Below are 14,769 nucleotides of genomic sequence, written 5' to 3'. Positions count from 1 at the left end.
CAGCGTGCTCCGCCCGTGGGTCAGCGGCGGTCAGCCGTGGGAGAGGCGCAGGACGGAATCCAGAGCCGGGTGCCGGTACTCCTCCATCGCGTCGGTGAGCCAGTCGGCGAGGTACTGCGCGAACGAGGGACGGACGAGCAGGCGGTAGCAGGCGTCCGATCCGGCTTCGTCACCGGCCTCGACGCCGGCGTCCAAGCGCCACAGGACGACGTTGACCTTGGAGACCGTCGTCTGCGCGCAGCGCCCGGGCGCGAACGCGCGCGGGTGGAGGTCGATCGAACAGCCCTTCTCCAGCACCTCCCGGGCGGCGGGGCCGGAGAGGTCGAGCGCGGTGCGGTTGGCGGAGACGTCCACGACCGAGCCCGGCTCGTCGCCGAGGGCGTCGTGGAGCGCCCGCTGGGCCGGGTACGCCTGGCCGTCCGGGGCGACGACGAGCCACTCGTCCGGGCCCAGCCACAGCACCCGCACCACTCCCGCCGTAGCGACCGCGCCGGGCACGGTGGGAAGCGGCGTGCCGAGCACACGGCCCACCCGCGCCGCCGCCTGCCCGTCCGGGTCGAGCCGGAGGTTGATCTGCGTAAGGAAGGGCACCTCACGCAGCGTCACCTGTCGGCCTCCCTCTCCCGCGACGATCTCGCCGAGGTGGGCGAGCGGGCTGCGGCGCAGGTCGGGGTCAGCCGTCACGACGGGCTCCCTTGGGGTCGTAGAGGACGGGATCGGTGATCGTCGCCGGCACCGTGCGGCCGTCGGAAAGCGGGGCCAGGACCGTCTCCCCGATCCGCTCCCGGCCGCCGCGCACGAGCGCCAGCGCGAACGTCCGGCCCAGCGCGGCGCTGCGGTAGCTGGACGTGACGTGGCCGAGCGACTCGACCGGAGTGACCGTCAGATCGGCGTCGATCTCGACCAGTTGCGACCCCTCCGGCAGCAGCTCCGTCTCGTCCACCGGCAGCAGACCGACCAGCTGCCGACGGTCGCCGCGCGCCGTGTCGCCGCGGCGGAAGGAGCGCTTGCCGACGAAGTGCTTGTGCCGCGCCACGATCCACTCCATGCCGAGGTCCTTCGGGGTGACCGTGCCGTCGGTGTCCTGGCCGACGATCGGGTAGCCCTTCTCGGCGCGCAGCACGTGCATGGCCTCGGTGCCGTAGGGGGTGATGCCGAGGTGCGCGCCGTAGGCGAGGACCGCCTCCCAGACGGCGAGCCCGTACCAGCTCGCGACGTTGATCTCGTAGGCCAGCTCGCCGGAGAAGGAGATCCGGCAGATCCGCGCCTCGACACCGTTGGCCAGGCTGGTGTGACGCACCGTCATGAAGGGGAAGGCGTCGTTCGACACGTCCAGCTCCGGGGCGAGGGCGGCGATCACCTCGCGGGAGCGGGGGCCGACCACCGCCACCGTCGCCCACTGCTCGGTCACCGAGGTGCAGCGGACGCGCAGGTCGGGCCACTCCGTCTGGAGCCACTCCTCCAGCCAGTCGAGCACCGGCGCGGCGTTGCCGGTCGTGGTGGTCAGGTAGTAGTGGTCGGCGGCGAGCCGGAGCGTCACGCCGTCGTCGAAGACCATGCCGTCCGGGCGGCACATCACGCCGTAACGGGCGGAGCCCACGGGCAGTTTGGCGAAGCCGTTGGTGTAGAGCCGGTCCAGCAGCAGGCCCGCGTCCGGGCCGACCACGTCGATCTTGCCGAGCGTGGACGCGTCCATCACCGCGACGCCCTCGCGTGCGGCGCGGCACTCGCGCAGCACGGCGGCGTCCATACTTTCCCCTACCCTGGGGTAGTAGCGAGGCCGCTTCCACTGGCCGACGTTCTCGAAGACCGCGCCGTGCCGGACGTGCCAGGGGTGGATCGGCGTCGTGCGGACCGGATCGAAGAGCGGGCCTCGCTCGCGCCCAGCCAGCAGCGCGAAGGAGACCGGGACGTACGGGCCGCGGAAGGTCGTGGTGCCGACCTCACCCGGTGAACCCGCGCCCAGTAGGCGAGCGATGACGCCGATCGCGGCCACGCCGCAGGATTTTCCTTGGTCGTGGGCGGTGCCGATGGTCGTGTAGCGCTTGATGTGCTCCACCGAGCGCATGCCCGCCCGAACCGCGCGTTGGACGTCGGCGACCGTGGCGTCCCGCTGGGAGTCAACGAAGTGGTCGTGCCACTCCCCCAGATCACCTGAAACGGCAGAGGACCCCTGCTCGGCGGGCACCAGCCAGACGGGTCGCGGTCGCGTCGGCGGCTGGTCGCCGACGACCGACGGCACCTCAGGCTCGTCGAGCGCCTCGGGCTCGTCGGGCGCCTCGCCGCCGAACCCGGCGCGCGACGCCGCCTCCGCCCCTGCGGCGAAGCCCTCGCGCAGGCAGCTCGCCAGATCGTAGGTGCCGCGCCCGGCGCCGACGGCCTGGACCGCCTGAGCGGCCCGGTCCGGGACGAAGGCGGCGAGGTCGTCGTCGTAGCGGACGGTGCCCCGGGACTGGCTCCACAGGTGCACCGCCGGGCTCCAGCCGCCGGAGACGGCCAGCAGGTCGCACGCCACCTCGCGGACCGCTCCGACCAGCTGGTCGTCGTCCGTGAGCGCGCTGATCCGCACGCCCGTGATCCGGCCCTCGCCCTTGGTCTCGCCCTCGGTCCCGTCCTCGTCCCCGGCCGCCGTCGCGACGACGGCCGATCCGGGGACGACCTCGATCCCGGCGTCGCGGCACGCGTCGACCAGCGCCGCAGGGGGCTCGGGTCGGGTGTCGACGAGCGCGGCGACCTCCGCGCCCGCCGCGACCAGGTCCAGCGCCGTCGCGTACGCCTGGTCGTCGGTGGTGAAGAGGACCGCGCGGTGCCCCGGCAGCACCGCGTAGCGGTCGACGTAGGTGCGCACCGCAGCCGCCGACATCACGCCCGGCCGGTCGTTGCCCGCGAAGACCATCGGACGCTGGTGCGCGCCGGTGGCCAGCACCACCTCCCGCGCCCGGACGTGCCACAGCCGCTGCCGCGACACCCCCGGCACGGGCAGCGGGCCGAGATGGTCGGTGCGACGCTCGGCCACCAGCAGGTAGTTGTGGTCGTGGTAGCCGATGGCCGTCGACCGGGTGAGCACCAGGGTCTCCGGCTGCGCGGCGAGTTCCGCACGGACGCGGGCGACCCACTCCAGGGCCGGGCGGCCGTCGATCTGCTCACGCCCGAACCCTGCGTGTCCGGCGAGCAACGCGCCGCCGAGTTCCGGCTGGTCGTCGACCAGGACGACGCGGGCACCGGAGCGGCCCGCCGCCAACCCCGCCGCCAGCCCGGCCGGGCCCGCACCCACGACGACCACGTCGGCGTGCCGGTACATCTTGTCGTGGACGGGCTCGTCGGCGGCCTCGTCCGGGGCCTCGTCGAGCCGCCCACGGCCCTTCAGGCTGCGGGCGGTCAGGCCGTCGTAGAGCTCCATCGTGGTGGCCAGCAGCATCGGCTCGGAGCAAGACCCCTCCACCTGCACCAGCGCGTGCGGCTCGTCGACGCCCGCCGAGACGATCCCTCGCGGCCGGTCGCGGTAGAGGCTGCGCCCGACCGTCAGGACTCCGTTCGCCAACAGCGCGGAAGCCAGGGTGTCGCCGCGAAATCCCTGGTACTCGACCCCGTCAAAGGTAAATCGGAGCGGCGCGGAGCGGTCGATGCGCCCGCCTGCGGGAAGCCGATGGGTCATCCTGCCCCTCATGCTGCCCCTCATCATGCCCCTCCCTGCGACTCGGACAGCACCGGCCCCGGCTCCCCCGGCCGGTAGACGGCCAGGATGTCGTGGGTGACGGTGTGTCGGATCACGTTGAACCACCGCCGGCACCCCGCCGCGTGGCACCACCGCTCGGCGAACGGCCCCTTGGGGTTGTCGCGGACGAAGACGTAGGCGGCCCACTCCGCGTCGGTGAGCGCCTCGGGGTCGGCGGGGTACGCGACGTGCGCCTGCCCGCCGTAGTGGAATTCGGTCTCGTCGCGTTCCCCGCACCATGGGCAGGCGATGAGCAGCATGCGTCCTCCGATCCGGGAGCAAGACAGGTCACAGGACAGATCACGGGACGGGTCACAGGGCCGGTCCGTAGGCAGGGCTGGTCAGTGGGCGACGGCGGCTGCGCCGTGCTCGTCGATGAGCGCGCCCGTGGTGAACCGCTCCAGCGCGAACGGTTCCGCCAGCGGGTGCGGGCGGCCGTGGGCGATCGTGTCGGCGTAGACCCAGCCGGAGGCGGGCGTGGCCTTGAAACCGCCCGTTCCCCAGCCGCAGTTGAGGTAGAGGTTCTCGACCGGCGTCAGGCCGATGATCGGCGACGCGTCCGGCGTGACGTCGACGATCCCGCCCCAGGTGCGCAGCACGTGCGCGCGGGCGAAGACCGGGAAGAGCTCCAGCGCGGCGGCCATCTGGTGCTCGATCTGGTGGAACGAGCCGCGCTGGCCGTAGCCGTTGTAGGGGTCGATGCCCGCGCCCATGACCAGTTCGCCCTTGTGCGCCTGGCTGACGTAGACGTGCACGTGGTTCGACATGACGACGGTCGGGTGGACGGGCTCCAGCAGCTCCGAGACCAGGGCCTGGAGCGGATGGCTCTGCAGCGGCAGCCGCAGCCCGAGCAGGTCGGTGAGCGTGCTGGTGTGCCCGGCGGCGGCGAGCGCGACGCGTCCGGCCGCGATCCGGCCGCGCGTGGTCTCGACACCGACGACGCGGCCACCGCCGCCGGAACCACCGAAGCCGTCGGAACCACCGGATCCGCCCTCCCGGACGAAGCCGGTGACCTCGCAGTTCTGGATCAGGTCAACGCCGTACGCGTCGGCCTTGCGGGCCAGCGCCCAGGCGACGTGGTCGTGCTTGGCGATCCCGGCCCGGGGCTGCAGCGTCGCGCCCAGCACCGGATAGCGCACATCCGGCGAGGTGTTGACGATCGGACAGAACTCCCGGACCTGGTCCGGGTCGAGCCACTCCGCGTCGACGCCGCCCAGGCGGTTGGCGTTGACCCGCCGCGTGCCCTCGCGGACGTCCTGGAGGGTGTGCGCGAGGTTGAGCACGCCGCGCTGGCTGAAGAGGAAGTCGTACTCCAGCTCCTCCGGCAGGCCCTCCCAGAGCCGCAGCGCGTGCTCGTAGATCGCCGCGCTCTCCTCGCACAGGTAGTTGGAACGGATGATCGTGGTGTTCCGCGCCATGTTGCCGCCCGCCAGCCAACCGCGTTCCAGCACCGCGACATTGGTGATGCCGTGGTTGCGGGCCAGGTAGTAGGCGGTGGCCAGACCGTGGCCGCCCGCGCCGACCACGACGACGTCGTACGACGCCTTCGGCTCGGGACTGCGCCACAACCAGTCAGGATGCTCGGGAAGGTGAGGTGACATCGGGCGACTTCCTCCCGGACGTGACGTGCGGAGGGCATCGAAGCTGTTTCAGATTACGCACGGAGTTGCGTCACCCACAACAGTCGGTGCCACCCCGCGTACAACTCGACCTTGCGCGGGAGTTCTTGACGGGGCATCGGACCCACCCGAGACTGTTGCGCACTACGGATCGAGTTTCACTTGGAGAAACTCGCCGTCGACGTCACGGTTGCCGACAGTTACGGCAGGAAACCCATGACCATGCATCAGTACGACTTCATCATCGTCGGCGGAGGCTCGGCCGGGTGCGCGCTCGCCGCCCGGCTGAGCGCGGACCCGGCCAACCGCGTGCTCGTCCTGGAGGCAGGGCGTCCCGACTATCCCTGGGACGTCTTCATCCACATGCCGGCCGCGCTCACCTTCCCCATCGGAAGCCGCTTCTACGACTGGCAGTACGAGTCCGAGCCCGAGCCACACATGAACGGGCGGCGGATCTACCACGCGCGCGGCAAGGTCCTCGGCGGCTCCAGCAGCATCAACGGCATGATCTTCCAACGCGGCAACCCGCTCGACTACGAGCGCTGGGGTGCCGATCCGGGGATGAAGACCTGGGACTACGCCCACTGCCTGCCGTACTTCAAGAGGATGGAGAACTGCCTGGCCGACGAGGACGACACGTTCCGCGGCCACGACGGTCCGCTGACCATGGAGCGTGGGCCTGCCACCAACCCCCTGTTCGGCGCCTTCTTCGACGCCGTCCAGCAGGCGGGCCACCCGCTCACGGACGACGTCAACGGCTACCGCCAGGAGGGCTTCGCGCCCTTCGACCGCAACCTCCACCGGGGCCGCAGGCTCAGCGCCGCCCGCGCCTACCTGCACCCCGTCCTCGACCGCCCCAACCTGGAGGTGCGGACCCGGGCGCTGGTCACCCGCGTCCTCTTCGACAGCAAGGACGGCACGAACGGCAAGGACGGCAGCAAGCGGGCGGTCGGCGTCGAGTACACGCCGCGGCGCGGCACACCGCAGCGGGTGAGCGGCGGGCGGATCATCCTCTGCGGCGGAGCGATCAACTCGCCGCAGCTGCTCCAGCTCTCGGGTGTGGGCAACGCGGACGAGCTGTCGAAGCTGGGCATCACTCCGGTGCACCACCTGCCAGGGGTCGGCGAGAACCTCCAGGACCACCTGGAGGTCTACGTCCAGCACGCGTGCAGGCAGCCGGTGTCGGTCCAGCCGCAGCTGAAGATGTGGCGGCGGCCGTTCATCGGCGCGCAGTGGCTCTTCCTGCGCAGCGGGCCGGGGGCGACCAACCACTTCGAGGGCGGTGGCTTCGTCCGGAGCAACGAGGACGTGGACTACCCCAACCTGATGTTCCACTTCCTGCCGATCGCGGTCCGCTACGACGGCTCCGCCCCGGCGGGCGGGCACGGCTACCAGGTGCACATCGGCCCGATGTACTCGGATTCCCGGGGCTCGGTGAAGATCAAGTCCCGCGATCCGCGCGAGCGCCCGGCCCTGCGGTTCAACTACCTGTCGACGGAACAGGACCGCCGCGAGTGGGTGGAGGCGATCCGGGTCACCCGCGAGATCCTCCGGCAGCCCGCGCTGGCCCCGTTCAGCGACGGCGAGATCTCCCCCGGCCCGGAGGTCGAGACCGACGAGCAAGTCCTGGACTGGGTCCGGCGGGACGGCGAGACCGCCCTGCACCCGTCCTGCACCTGTCGGATGGGCACGGACGAGATGTCGGTCGTCGACCCGACGACGATGCAGGTCCACGGGCTGGAGGGGCTGCACGTGGTCGACGCGTCGGCGATGCCGTACGTGACCAACGGCAACATCTACGCCCCGGTGATGATGCTCGCGGAGAAGGCCGCCGACCTGATCCTCGGCAACACCCCGCTCGATCCGGACCACCGCGAGTTCTACCGGCACCGCAAGGCCGAAAGCGACTGACAACGCACGGGTGAGGCCCCGCCTTCGGCTGTCCCGGCGGGGGGCGGGGCCTCTCGGCCGGGAAGCGGGGCCTGTCGGCCGGGAAGCGGGGCCTGTCGGCCGGGGCGCGGGGCCTCCCCGCGTGGGCGGCGTCAGCCGGTCGCTCCGGCCACCACCAGGCGGAAGCCGCCGTCGAACGCGTCCTGGTGCAGCAGCTCCGCGTTGCGCTCCCGCCACGTCCCGTCGGCGAGGTCGGAGGCAAGTCGGTCGATGCCACGGCGGCGGACCTGCGGGTCGAGCTTGGCCAGGGCGGAGGAGTGCCGCCACAGCTCCTCGTCCAGGAACGCCTCGGGACGGCGCCAGAAGGCCGGGTAGACGGCGTCACTGAAGTCGCCCGGGATCCACATCGTGCGGACGTCCTCGGTGCCGAGCTCGGCCGCGACCTGGGCCGCGTTGATCTGCCGTCGCTCATAGCGGGCGAGTTCGGGCACGTAGTCGCGGGTCAGCCAGAACCGCGCGAGCTGGTCGGTGTCGGTGGCCACGACGACCTGCCGGGGAGCCACCCGCCGCAGCTCGGCCAGGCCGCGCCGCCAGTCCGGCCAGTGATGCACCGTCAGCACGGCCAACGTCGCCCCGAACGCGCCGTCGGCAGCGGGCAGTTGCTCGGCCACCCCGAGCACGCACGGGGCCGCGCCCGCAGGCCGTTGGGCGAGCATCGCGGCCGAGGGGTCCAGGGCCACCACCCGCCGGTCGTCGGGCTCGTACGACCCGGCTCCCGCGCCCACGTTCAGCACGGGCGCGGCGTCACCGAGCGCCTCCAGGATCCGCGCCCGCCATCGCGGGTCCTCGCGGCGCATGGTGGCGTATCCCACGCCGATGGAGTCGTAGAGCGCGGCTCGTGTCTCAGTTCCCATCCCTGCATCCCAGCAGCGGTGTTGCGTCGGGCGCAAGGGTCAGCGTGCGGCGGAGCCGGGCGAAGAGCTTGGGCTGGTCGACGGCGAGAACGGCCACGTGGCGACCGTCGCGTCCGTGGCCTCCATCTCGACCGTCGCGACCGTCGCGGCGGTAGACGGCGGCGAAGGAACGCGCCTCCAGGTCGCCGTGGACGACCTCCGGGACGTCGCCCGGGCGCACGTGTCCGGCCAGCTGGATCCGGACGCCGTACTGGTCCGACCAGAAGTACGGCGGGGCGGTCGGTCCCGGCGCGGATGTGCCCGACAGCAGGGTCCGCACGGCGGTCCTGGGCTGCTCCAGCGCGTTGGTCCAGTGCTCGATGCGCGTCGCGCCGACGTCGGTGCCGACGAAGGCGTGCGGGCAGCGCGCCACGTCGCCCGCGGCGACCACGCGGGGGATGCTGCTCGCGCACCCCGCGTCGCAGAGCACGCCGTCATCGACGCGCACCCCGGAGCCGCGGAGCCACTCCGTCGCGGGCTGCACGCCCACGCCGACCACGACCACGTCGGCGGCGAGCACCCGCCCGTCCGCCAGCCGGACGCCGGTCACGTGCCCGCGCCCCTCCGACCCGCGCTCCTCCGGCCCGCGCCCCTCCAGGGAAGCGACACCGACACCGCACACCAGGCGGACGCCGTGGTCGGCGTGGAGCGCGGCGCAGACGCGGCCCATCGCCGGGCCCAGCGCCCGCTCCAGGGGCACCTGCGCCGCCTCGACGACGGTGACGTCCAGTCCTCTCCCACGCGCGGCAGAGGCCACCTCCGCGCCGATGAACCCAGCGCCGATGACGACGACTCGGGGACGCCCGACGGCAAGCGCGTCGCGCAGCGCCACGGCGTCGTCCAGGGTGCGCAGCGTGTGCACGCCGCGCAGTCCGTCGGCTCCGCGCAGCGTGCGCGGACGAGCTCCGGTCGCCACGACCACGGCGTCGGTTCGCAGTTCACGTCCGTCGGCCAGCGTGATCGTGCGAGCCGCGGGGTCGAGCCGGACCGCGCGCTCGCCGAGCAGCCAGTCGACGGCCAGCTCCCGGTACTCGTCCGGGTCGCCGAGGGCCAGCGCGTCCGCGTCACAGCCCCCCGCGAGGAAGTCCTTGGACAACGGCGGCCTGTCGTACGGGAGATGATGCTCCTCCCCGACCACCACCACGCGCCCGTCGTAGCCCTGGGCGCGCAGCTCGCGCACCGTGCTCAGCCCGGCGAGCGAGGCGCCGACGACTGTGATCGTGCGCAGCGTCGGGGTCGTCACGCCGGCTCGCCGACGGTGACCTCCAGCAGGACCAACCCGTCGCGCACGCAGACGCGGTGGGTGCGCACGGCCGCCTTCGCGGGCGGGCAGCTGGGGCGGCCCGTGCGCAGGTCGAAGGCGGAGGCGTGCAGCGGGCACTCCACGACGCAGCCTTCGAGCCAGCCGTCGGCAAGGGAGGCGTCCTGGTGGGTGCAGGTGTCGTCGATCGCGTAGTAGACACCGTCGGCGTTGAAGACGGCGACAGGAGCGGGGACGCCCTCGGTGACGCGCAGTGCCTCGCCGGGCGGAAGGTCTTCGATCCGGCACACCGTGATCATGCGGAACCTCCAGGGACTCCAAGGACGACTCCGGGCGTGCTCAACTACTCGAATCAGTCGCGTATTACACAACTCGATTCGGCATACGCAACATGGTTTCCGGCAGCTGACGCCCTGTCAACCCTTCCTCCGCGCGACCACGTGTGCCTATGGTTGCGCCATGAGCAACAGCGCGGAGTCCCCGGTGCAGTCGGTGGACCGGGCGGTGACCATCCTCGAACTCCTCGCCAGGCGCGGGGAGGCGGGCGTCACCGAGATAGCCGTCGAACTCGGGGTGCACAAGTCGACCGCCTTCCGGCTGGTCGCCGCCCTGGAGCTGCGCGGCCTGGTCGAACAGCCCGGCGAGCGCGGCAAGTACCGCCTCGGCCTGGGCCTGGTCCGACTGGCCGGAGCCGCGACCGTCCGGCTGGACCTGTCCCAGCAGAGCCGCCCGGTCTGCGAGCGGCTGGCACTGGAGGTCGCCGAGACCATCAACGTGGCGATCCTGGACGGCGACGCGGCCGTCAACATCGACCAGGTACTGGGCCCGTCCGCACTCACCACGCACAACTGGGTCGGCCAACGCACCCCGCTGCACGCGACGTCCAGCGGCAAGGTGCTCCTCGCCCACCTGCCGGGCACCGCCCTGGAGCAGCGCCTCACCCTGGAGCTGCCGCGCTTCACCCCACGCACGGTGACCGACCCGGCGCAGCTACGCGGCCAGCTCGACGCCGCACGGGTGGACGGATTCGCCTGCACGGTGGAGGAGTTGGAGCCGGGGCTGAACGCGGTCGCCGCTCCGGTCTACGCCCACAACGGGCAGGTGGTCGCCGCGGTCAGCGCGTCCGGGCCCTCCTTCCGCCTCTCGGAGACCCGCCTCGCGGACGTGGCGGTCGCCGTCCGCGCCGCGGCCGAGGAGATCTCCGCACGCCTCGGCCACATCCGCGTCGGATAGTCGGCCAGCCGGGCCCTCCACCCGATCCGGTTGATCGGTGCCGCCAGGGCTTGAGCGCGCCCTCGGCGAGCCGGCGACGCACGTGTAGGCCGACACGAAGGCGGCGATGCCCCGGACCCTGTGCTCGATAGCCGCCCGTCGAGCTGAGACGATCCCCCGTCAGGTGACGACCAGTCGCTGCCTGCCGTCGATGATTTCGCGCACGGCGTCCAGGTGGCCGGCGTGGGTGGCGGTTTCGGTGATCACGTGCAGGATGACCTCGCGCAGGTTGTCGTACCGCCAGCCGCCGAAGAAGTCCGGCCACCAGCGGGGGGCCGCGTCGAGGTCGGCACCGGCCAGGAGGGCATCCGCGAGCTCGCCCTCCCGGCGGTAGAGGTCGAAGATCTCCTCGGCCGCCTTCCCCGGGGCGACCTGCCACGCGTCCTGCCCAGACCCGAGGACCTCCTCGATCGCGGTCCTTTCCCCCGCCGCAACGGCGCGGAACCAGAACTTCTCGTCATCTAGAGCGAGATGCTGCACCAGTCCAAGACACGTCCAACCGGACGGCAGCACCGGGCGCCGCAGCGCCTCCTCGTCCAAGCCCTCCAGAATGCCCAGGACGTGCGCGCGCTTGCTGTTCAGGACAGCGAGCAACGTGGTCAGTTCAGTGTCAGCCATGGGCCAGACCGTATCCGGCAGCACTGACACCCGACTTGCTGATCGTTCAGGATGCCGTGCGGAGGCGCCGCAGGCAGATGATGCCGCGGGCATAGCGTTCACTCTTGCCTCATTGCAACGGTTGTGGTTTCTGCTATTGCGTTAGATTTACACTCACTGCAACGAAATCTCTGCTCTGACCTGCATTGATACTGATTGAGCGCAACAAGACTGTTGCCAGTGCCTTGAACGCAACGTAGCGTTCTCAATGTCAGAAACAACGGCAGCAAGCCCCGAGCACAGGAGAGAACGATGCAGAAGTTCGCCGCCACCGCCCCGGTCTCCGTCGTCGCCGAGGTCGCCTCCGGGCGCATCCAGGTCATCGCCGCCGACCGGACCGACGCCACCGTCGAGGTCCGCCCCGCCAACCCCGACAAGAGCCGCGACGTCAAGGCCGCCGAGCAGACCACCGTCGAGTACGCCGACGGCGTCCTGCGGATCCGCACCGCGGAGGGCAAGAACCAGTACTTCGGCCCCTCCGGATCGGTCGAGGTCACCGTCCAGCTCCCCGCCGGCTCCCACCTGGAGGCCCACACCTCCGCCTGCGAGCTGCGCGGCGTCGGCCGCCTGGGCGACGTGGTCTTCGACGGCGCCTACCAGCAGATCAAGATCGACGAAGCCGCCGGCGTCCGCCTGACCGCGGTCGACGGCGACGTCGAGGTCGGCCGCCTGACCGGCCCCGCCCAGATCAGCACCTCCCGCGGCGCGATCCGCATCGCCGAGGCCACCAGCGGCGCGGTCGTGCTGCGCACCGAGATGGGCGACATCACCGTCGGCGCAACCCCCGGCGTCTCCGCCTCCCTCGACGCCGGCACCAGCCACGGCCGCGTCAGCAACGCACTGAAGAACGACGGCACCACCGCACTCGACATCCGCGCCACCACCGGCCACGGCAACATCACCGCCCGCAGCCTCTGAACAGGTGTCCGGGGCAGGGCATCAGGCCCGGTCGGCCGGGCGGGTGGCGACCGCCACGATCAAGCGGACGCTTGGTCACGACATTCAGGCGAGCCTGATGAGATGTCCCCAGCTGCTCGCCTGAATCTCAGCGAGCGTTGCTGGCCGCGTGAGTATGTCGGTTGTGAGGAGCCCGGGCTGCGGGTCTCCTTCACCCAGCCAAGGACGGCAAGCGTTCCTGGGCCCAGTTCTTCGTCCTGCTGGCCGAATGCATGAAGCACGATCTCGCTATTCGGCGGGCTGAGTGGCGCCTGCTGGCGGAGGCCGTCCCGGAAGACGTCGTACCCCTGCGGTTGTTGGACGTCGTGGCGTGGAACGCCGGGAAGCAGCCAGGGAAGTTTGCCGTCTGATCTTCACTCATCGGTGCCGCCAGGCGCGGTGCAGGCGCAGCACGTCCATCTCCCACTGTTCGCGCAGTTCGCTGGCCAGCGTTAGGCGGACCTCCACCAGGGACTGCTCGAACTCGCCTGCTCGAGCTTCTGCCTGCGGCGGCTTTCGCGATCATTCTGAAGCGATCAGCTAGTCGCGGTACGGATATCGCGTGTTGGGTGGGGGTGGGGTGTCCGGTGGTGGGACGGCGTGGGGTCGGCCGTTCCTGATTTCGAGTTCCCAGCCGGTCTGGTGGAGATCGGTGTGGTGCTCGTTGCACAGCAGGGCCAGGTTGCCCAGGCTGGTTTCGCCGCCGTCGGCCCAGTGGGTCACGTGGTGGGCTTCGCACCAGGTCGGTGGCCGGTCGCAGCCGGGCCACACGCAGTGCCGGTCGCGGGCGATGACCGCGTCCCGCAGGTGCGCGGGCACGGTGCGGGTCGCGCGCCCGATGGAGACCGGCTTGTCCTGCCCGCGCGTCAGGATCACGCGGAGCTGGCAATCACACGCCTCCTTCCGCGCCTGCCACGCGGGGAGCTCGTAACCCCGGGTCGTGGTCGCCGCAGCCTTCGGCCGGAGCAGCCCGGAGAGCTCATCGCCCCCGTCGGTCAGTGCGGGGTGGGTGGGGCAGGACTGCCGGAGGGCGTCGAGGTCGGCGCTCAGGGTCAGGTGCGGACGCTGCCCACCCGTCGTCGGCAACTTGTCCGAACCCAACGCCAGATCAGTCACGGTTTCGAGGGCGTCGCCCATGCGCTCGGAGTGGGTCCGGGTCTCGCCCTCGACCGGGGTACCCATCGCCGCCTCCAGGGCCACACGCAGCTTCTCCCCCGCGACCGGCGAGAGTTCACCGGACAGGACCCAGAACGGCCGGTCACTGGTGCCGGTCGCGGAGAGCTTGACCCAGGACTGGAACACCGCCGGAACCGCCGTCGCGTCCGCGTCCTGCTCGGGGACGAGGTGGGCGTGGATCTGCTTCGCCGCCTGACGGACGTGGGCAAGGTGGAGCTTCGGGGTCTGCTCGACCATCAACACCTCCGCCTGATGCCGGGCCGAGGTGTCCTCGATCGGGGCGAGCTCCTTCGCGAGGATCTCCACCTGGTCCGTCGACAGAGCCCCTTCCGCTTGGGCCTGACGGATCGTCGGGAGCTTGTCCAGATCCCGCGCCAGGTTCACCAGGCGGTTCGCGTGACCTTGGCCCATCTGCGCATGCGTCCGCAGGAACCCCTTCGTCGAACGACACCGCACCGCAGTAGCGCCGCCCACGCGGTCGAACACCGCCAGACGACGCAACTTCTGCGCATCCAGCATCTCCGACAACCGCTCCAGAGCCAGGAACTGCTCCGCGAGGAAATCCACACCCGCGTCCAACAACGCGTCATCACCCTCGTCGGCGAGCGCCGTCAACAGGTCACGCGCGCACCCGGGAAGGGTCCGCAGCGGATCCACGAACCGCGCCTGACGCGAGGAGAAGGGAGTCCCCGCAACGAAGCGGGAACCGGCCGCGTCCTGCGGCAGACGCAGCCAGTCATCACCAGCAGGCGCAGGCGAAGGAGAAGGAACAGAAGGGGGAATTGAAGGGAGCCGGGCATCCGAACCAGACGACGAACCCTGGGACTCCGGGGAAACACCCCACCCATGGACGCCATCACCGTCATCACACCCGCCCCCGAACATCGAGGCGTCCATAGAACAATTATCAAGCCACAACCCCACCCACGACCATGGCCCACAAGGACTATATTCCGAACACGAACGAGTTAGTCATTCTGTTCGATTTCTAAGGTGCCTGCCCCTGCCCTATCCCTGCCCCGACAGAAGCCCGTCGAAGAACTCGCCCGCCAGCGCTCCTGTAGCGGGCCCGTCGGGGTGGTGCTCCGCGATCCAGCTGATGAAGAGCTGGACCGCCTTCGCCTTGGTGTCGGCCGACAGTTGCGCAAAGTCGTCGCCTGCCGCTGCCTCGATCGACGCGACACAGTCGACAAGCGCCAGGTCCTCGCTGCCGTAGTGCCGCTCTGCCCACTCGCTGAACATCATGCACCCATGGTGACAGGCCGACGGACCCCCTCACGCCTCCCCACG

At 71.1% G+C, this 14,769-nt stretch carries 13 protein-coding genes and 1 pseudogene; 4 read left to right on the top strand and 10 right to left on the bottom strand.

Features of this window, described 5'->3' with window-relative positions; genetic code table 11:
- Nucleotides 1-30: 30 nt before the first annotated feature.
- The 4 genes from I2501_RS01290 to I2501_RS01275 form a co-directional block, all read right to left on the bottom strand.
- Nucleotides 31-684: a sarcosine oxidase subunit gamma gene (locus tag I2501_RS01290; RefSeq protein WP_196191864.1), complete on the bottom strand. Its 654-nt coding sequence runs from the start codon at nucleotides 682-684 to the stop codon at nucleotides 31-33.
- Nucleotides 674-3,655, bottom strand: a complete 2,982-nt coding sequence (locus I2501_RS01285; protein ID WP_196191863.1) for a 2Fe-2S iron-sulfur cluster-binding protein — start codon at nucleotides 3,653-3,655, stop codon at nucleotides 674-676. Before I2501_RS01285 ends, I2501_RS01290 begins: the two co-directional genes overlap by 11 nt.
- Before the next feature lie 23 nt (nucleotides 3,656-3,678).
- Nucleotides 3,679-3,975 (bottom strand): sarcosine oxidase subunit delta, encoded by a 297-nt coding sequence (locus tag I2501_RS01280; RefSeq protein ID WP_196191862.1) that lies wholly within the window; start codon nucleotides 3,973-3,975, stop codon nucleotides 3,679-3,681.
- 81 nt (nucleotides 3,976-4,056) lie between these two features.
- Nucleotides 4,057-5,316: a sarcosine oxidase subunit beta family protein gene (locus I2501_RS01275; RefSeq protein ID WP_196191861.1), complete on the bottom strand. Its 1,260-nt coding sequence runs from the start codon at nucleotides 5,314-5,316 to the stop codon at nucleotides 4,057-4,059.
- A 234-nt stretch (nucleotides 5,317-5,550) separates the two neighbouring features.
- Between I2501_RS01275 and betA the strand changes: the two genes are divergently transcribed.
- Nucleotides 5,551-7,245 carry a choline dehydrogenase gene (gene betA / locus I2501_RS01270; protein ID WP_196191860.1) on the top strand — a complete coding sequence of 565 codons (1,695 nt, stop codon included), beginning with the start codon at nucleotides 5,551-5,553 and terminating at the stop codon, nucleotides 7,243-7,245.
- Between the two features lie 131 nt (nucleotides 7,246-7,376).
- On the opposite strand, the gene I2501_RS01265 is transcribed toward betA, so the two are convergent.
- Genes I2501_RS01265 through I2501_RS01255 form a run of 3 tightly spaced genes read right to left on the bottom strand, consistent with a single transcriptional unit; the run spans nucleotide 7,377 to nucleotide 9,737 of the window.
- Nucleotides 7,377-8,138 (bottom strand): class I SAM-dependent methyltransferase, encoded by a 762-nt coding sequence (locus I2501_RS01265; protein ID WP_196191859.1) that lies wholly within the window; start codon nucleotides 8,136-8,138, stop codon nucleotides 7,377-7,379.
- Nucleotides 8,128-9,405, bottom strand: a complete 1,278-nt coding sequence (locus I2501_RS01260; protein ID WP_196192305.1) for an NAD(P)/FAD-dependent oxidoreductase — start codon at nucleotides 9,403-9,405, stop codon at nucleotides 8,128-8,130. Before I2501_RS01260 ends, I2501_RS01265 begins: the two co-directional genes overlap by 11 nt.
- A gap of 11 nt (nucleotides 9,406-9,416) precedes the next feature.
- Nucleotides 9,417-9,737, bottom strand: coding sequence for a bifunctional 3-phenylpropionate/cinnamic acid dioxygenase ferredoxin subunit (locus tag I2501_RS01255; protein WP_196191858.1), 321 nt, complete (start codon nucleotides 9,735-9,737; stop codon nucleotides 9,417-9,419).
- Between the two features lie 160 nt (nucleotides 9,738-9,897).
- On the opposite strand from I2501_RS01255, the gene I2501_RS01250 reads away from it, so the two are divergent.
- Nucleotides 9,898-10,671 (top strand): IclR family transcriptional regulator, encoded by a 774-nt coding sequence (locus tag I2501_RS01250; protein ID WP_196191857.1) that lies wholly within the window; start codon nucleotides 9,898-9,900, stop codon nucleotides 10,669-10,671.
- 159 nt (nucleotides 10,672-10,830) lie between these two features.
- On the opposite strand, the gene I2501_RS01245 is transcribed toward I2501_RS01250, so the two are convergent.
- The gene (locus I2501_RS01245) at nucleotides 10,831-11,328 is read right to left on the bottom strand and encodes a DinB family protein (RefSeq protein WP_196191856.1); all 498 of its coding nucleotides are present in this window, start codon (nucleotides 11,326-11,328) and stop codon (nucleotides 10,831-10,833) included.
- 291 nt (nucleotides 11,329-11,619) lie between these two features.
- Between I2501_RS01245 and I2501_RS01240 the strand changes: the two genes are divergently transcribed.
- Nucleotides 11,620-12,285: a DUF4097 family beta strand repeat-containing protein gene (locus I2501_RS01240; protein ID WP_196191855.1), complete on the top strand. Its 666-nt coding sequence runs from the start codon at nucleotides 11,620-11,622 to the stop codon at nucleotides 12,283-12,285.
- Nucleotides 12,286-12,503: 218 nt separating this feature from the next.
- Nucleotides 12,504-12,674, top strand: a pseudogene (locus I2501_RS40905) (DUF6308 family protein); the annotation flags it as partial.
- 169 nt (nucleotides 12,675-12,843) lie between these two features.
- On the opposite strand, the gene I2501_RS01235 reads toward I2501_RS40905, so the two are convergent.
- Nucleotides 12,844-14,136, bottom strand: coding sequence for an HNH endonuclease signature motif containing protein (locus tag I2501_RS01235; RefSeq protein ID WP_196191854.1), 1,293 nt, complete (start codon nucleotides 14,134-14,136; stop codon nucleotides 12,844-12,846).
- A 351-nt stretch (nucleotides 14,137-14,487) separates the two neighbouring features.
- Nucleotides 14,488-14,724 carry a hypothetical protein gene (locus I2501_RS01230; protein WP_196191853.1) on the bottom strand — a complete coding sequence of 79 codons (237 nt, stop codon included), beginning with the start codon at nucleotides 14,722-14,724 and terminating at the stop codon, nucleotides 14,488-14,490.
- Nucleotides 14,725-14,769: the final 45 nt, after the last annotated feature.

The organism is Streptacidiphilus fuscans, from assembly GCF_015690355.1.
Classification (GTDB): Bacteria; Actinomycetota; Actinomycetes; order Streptomycetales; family Streptomycetaceae; genus Streptacidiphilus; species Streptacidiphilus fuscans.
Note: the sequence above shows the minus strand (reverse complement) of the source record. Positions and strands in the feature narration are given on the sequence as shown.

What these genes read in the sequence shown, in the direction of transcription:
- I2501_RS01285 (WP_196191863.1), bottom strand. Translation starts at nt 3,655, where the DNA reads ATGACCCATCGGCTTCCCGCAGGCGGGCGCATCGACCGCTCCGCGCCG.
- I2501_RS01280 (WP_196191862.1), bottom strand. Translation starts at nt 3,975, where the DNA reads ATGCTGCTCATCGCCTGCCCATGGTGCGGGGAACGCGACGAGACCGAA.
- I2501_RS01275 (WP_196191861.1), bottom strand. Translation starts at nt 5,316, where the DNA reads ATGTCACCTCACCTTCCCGAGCATCCTGACTGGTTGTGGCGCAGTCCC.
- betA (WP_196191860.1), top strand. Translation starts at nt 5,551, where the DNA reads ATGACCATGCATCAGTACGACTTCATCATCGTCGGCGGAGGCTCGGCC.
- I2501_RS01265 (WP_196191859.1), bottom strand. Translation starts at nt 8,138, where the DNA reads ATGGGAACTGAGACACGAGCCGCGCTCTACGACTCCATCGGCGTGGGA.
- I2501_RS01255 (WP_196191858.1), bottom strand. Translation starts at nt 9,737, where the DNA reads ATGATCACGGTGTGCCGGATCGAAGACCTTCCGCCCGGCGAGGCACTG.
- I2501_RS01250 (WP_196191857.1), top strand. Translation starts at nt 9,898, where the DNA reads ATGAGCAACAGCGCGGAGTCCCCGGTGCAGTCGGTGGACCGGGCGGTG.
- I2501_RS01245 (WP_196191856.1), bottom strand. Translation starts at nt 11,328, where the DNA reads ATGGCTGACACTGAACTGACCACGTTGCTCGCTGTCCTGAACAGCAAG.
- I2501_RS01240 (WP_196191855.1), top strand. Translation starts at nt 11,620, where the DNA reads ATGCAGAAGTTCGCCGCCACCGCCCCGGTCTCCGTCGTCGCCGAGGTC.
- I2501_RS01230 (WP_196191853.1), bottom strand. Translation starts at nt 14,724, where the DNA reads ATGATGTTCAGCGAGTGGGCAGAGCGGCACTACGGCAGCGAGGACCTG.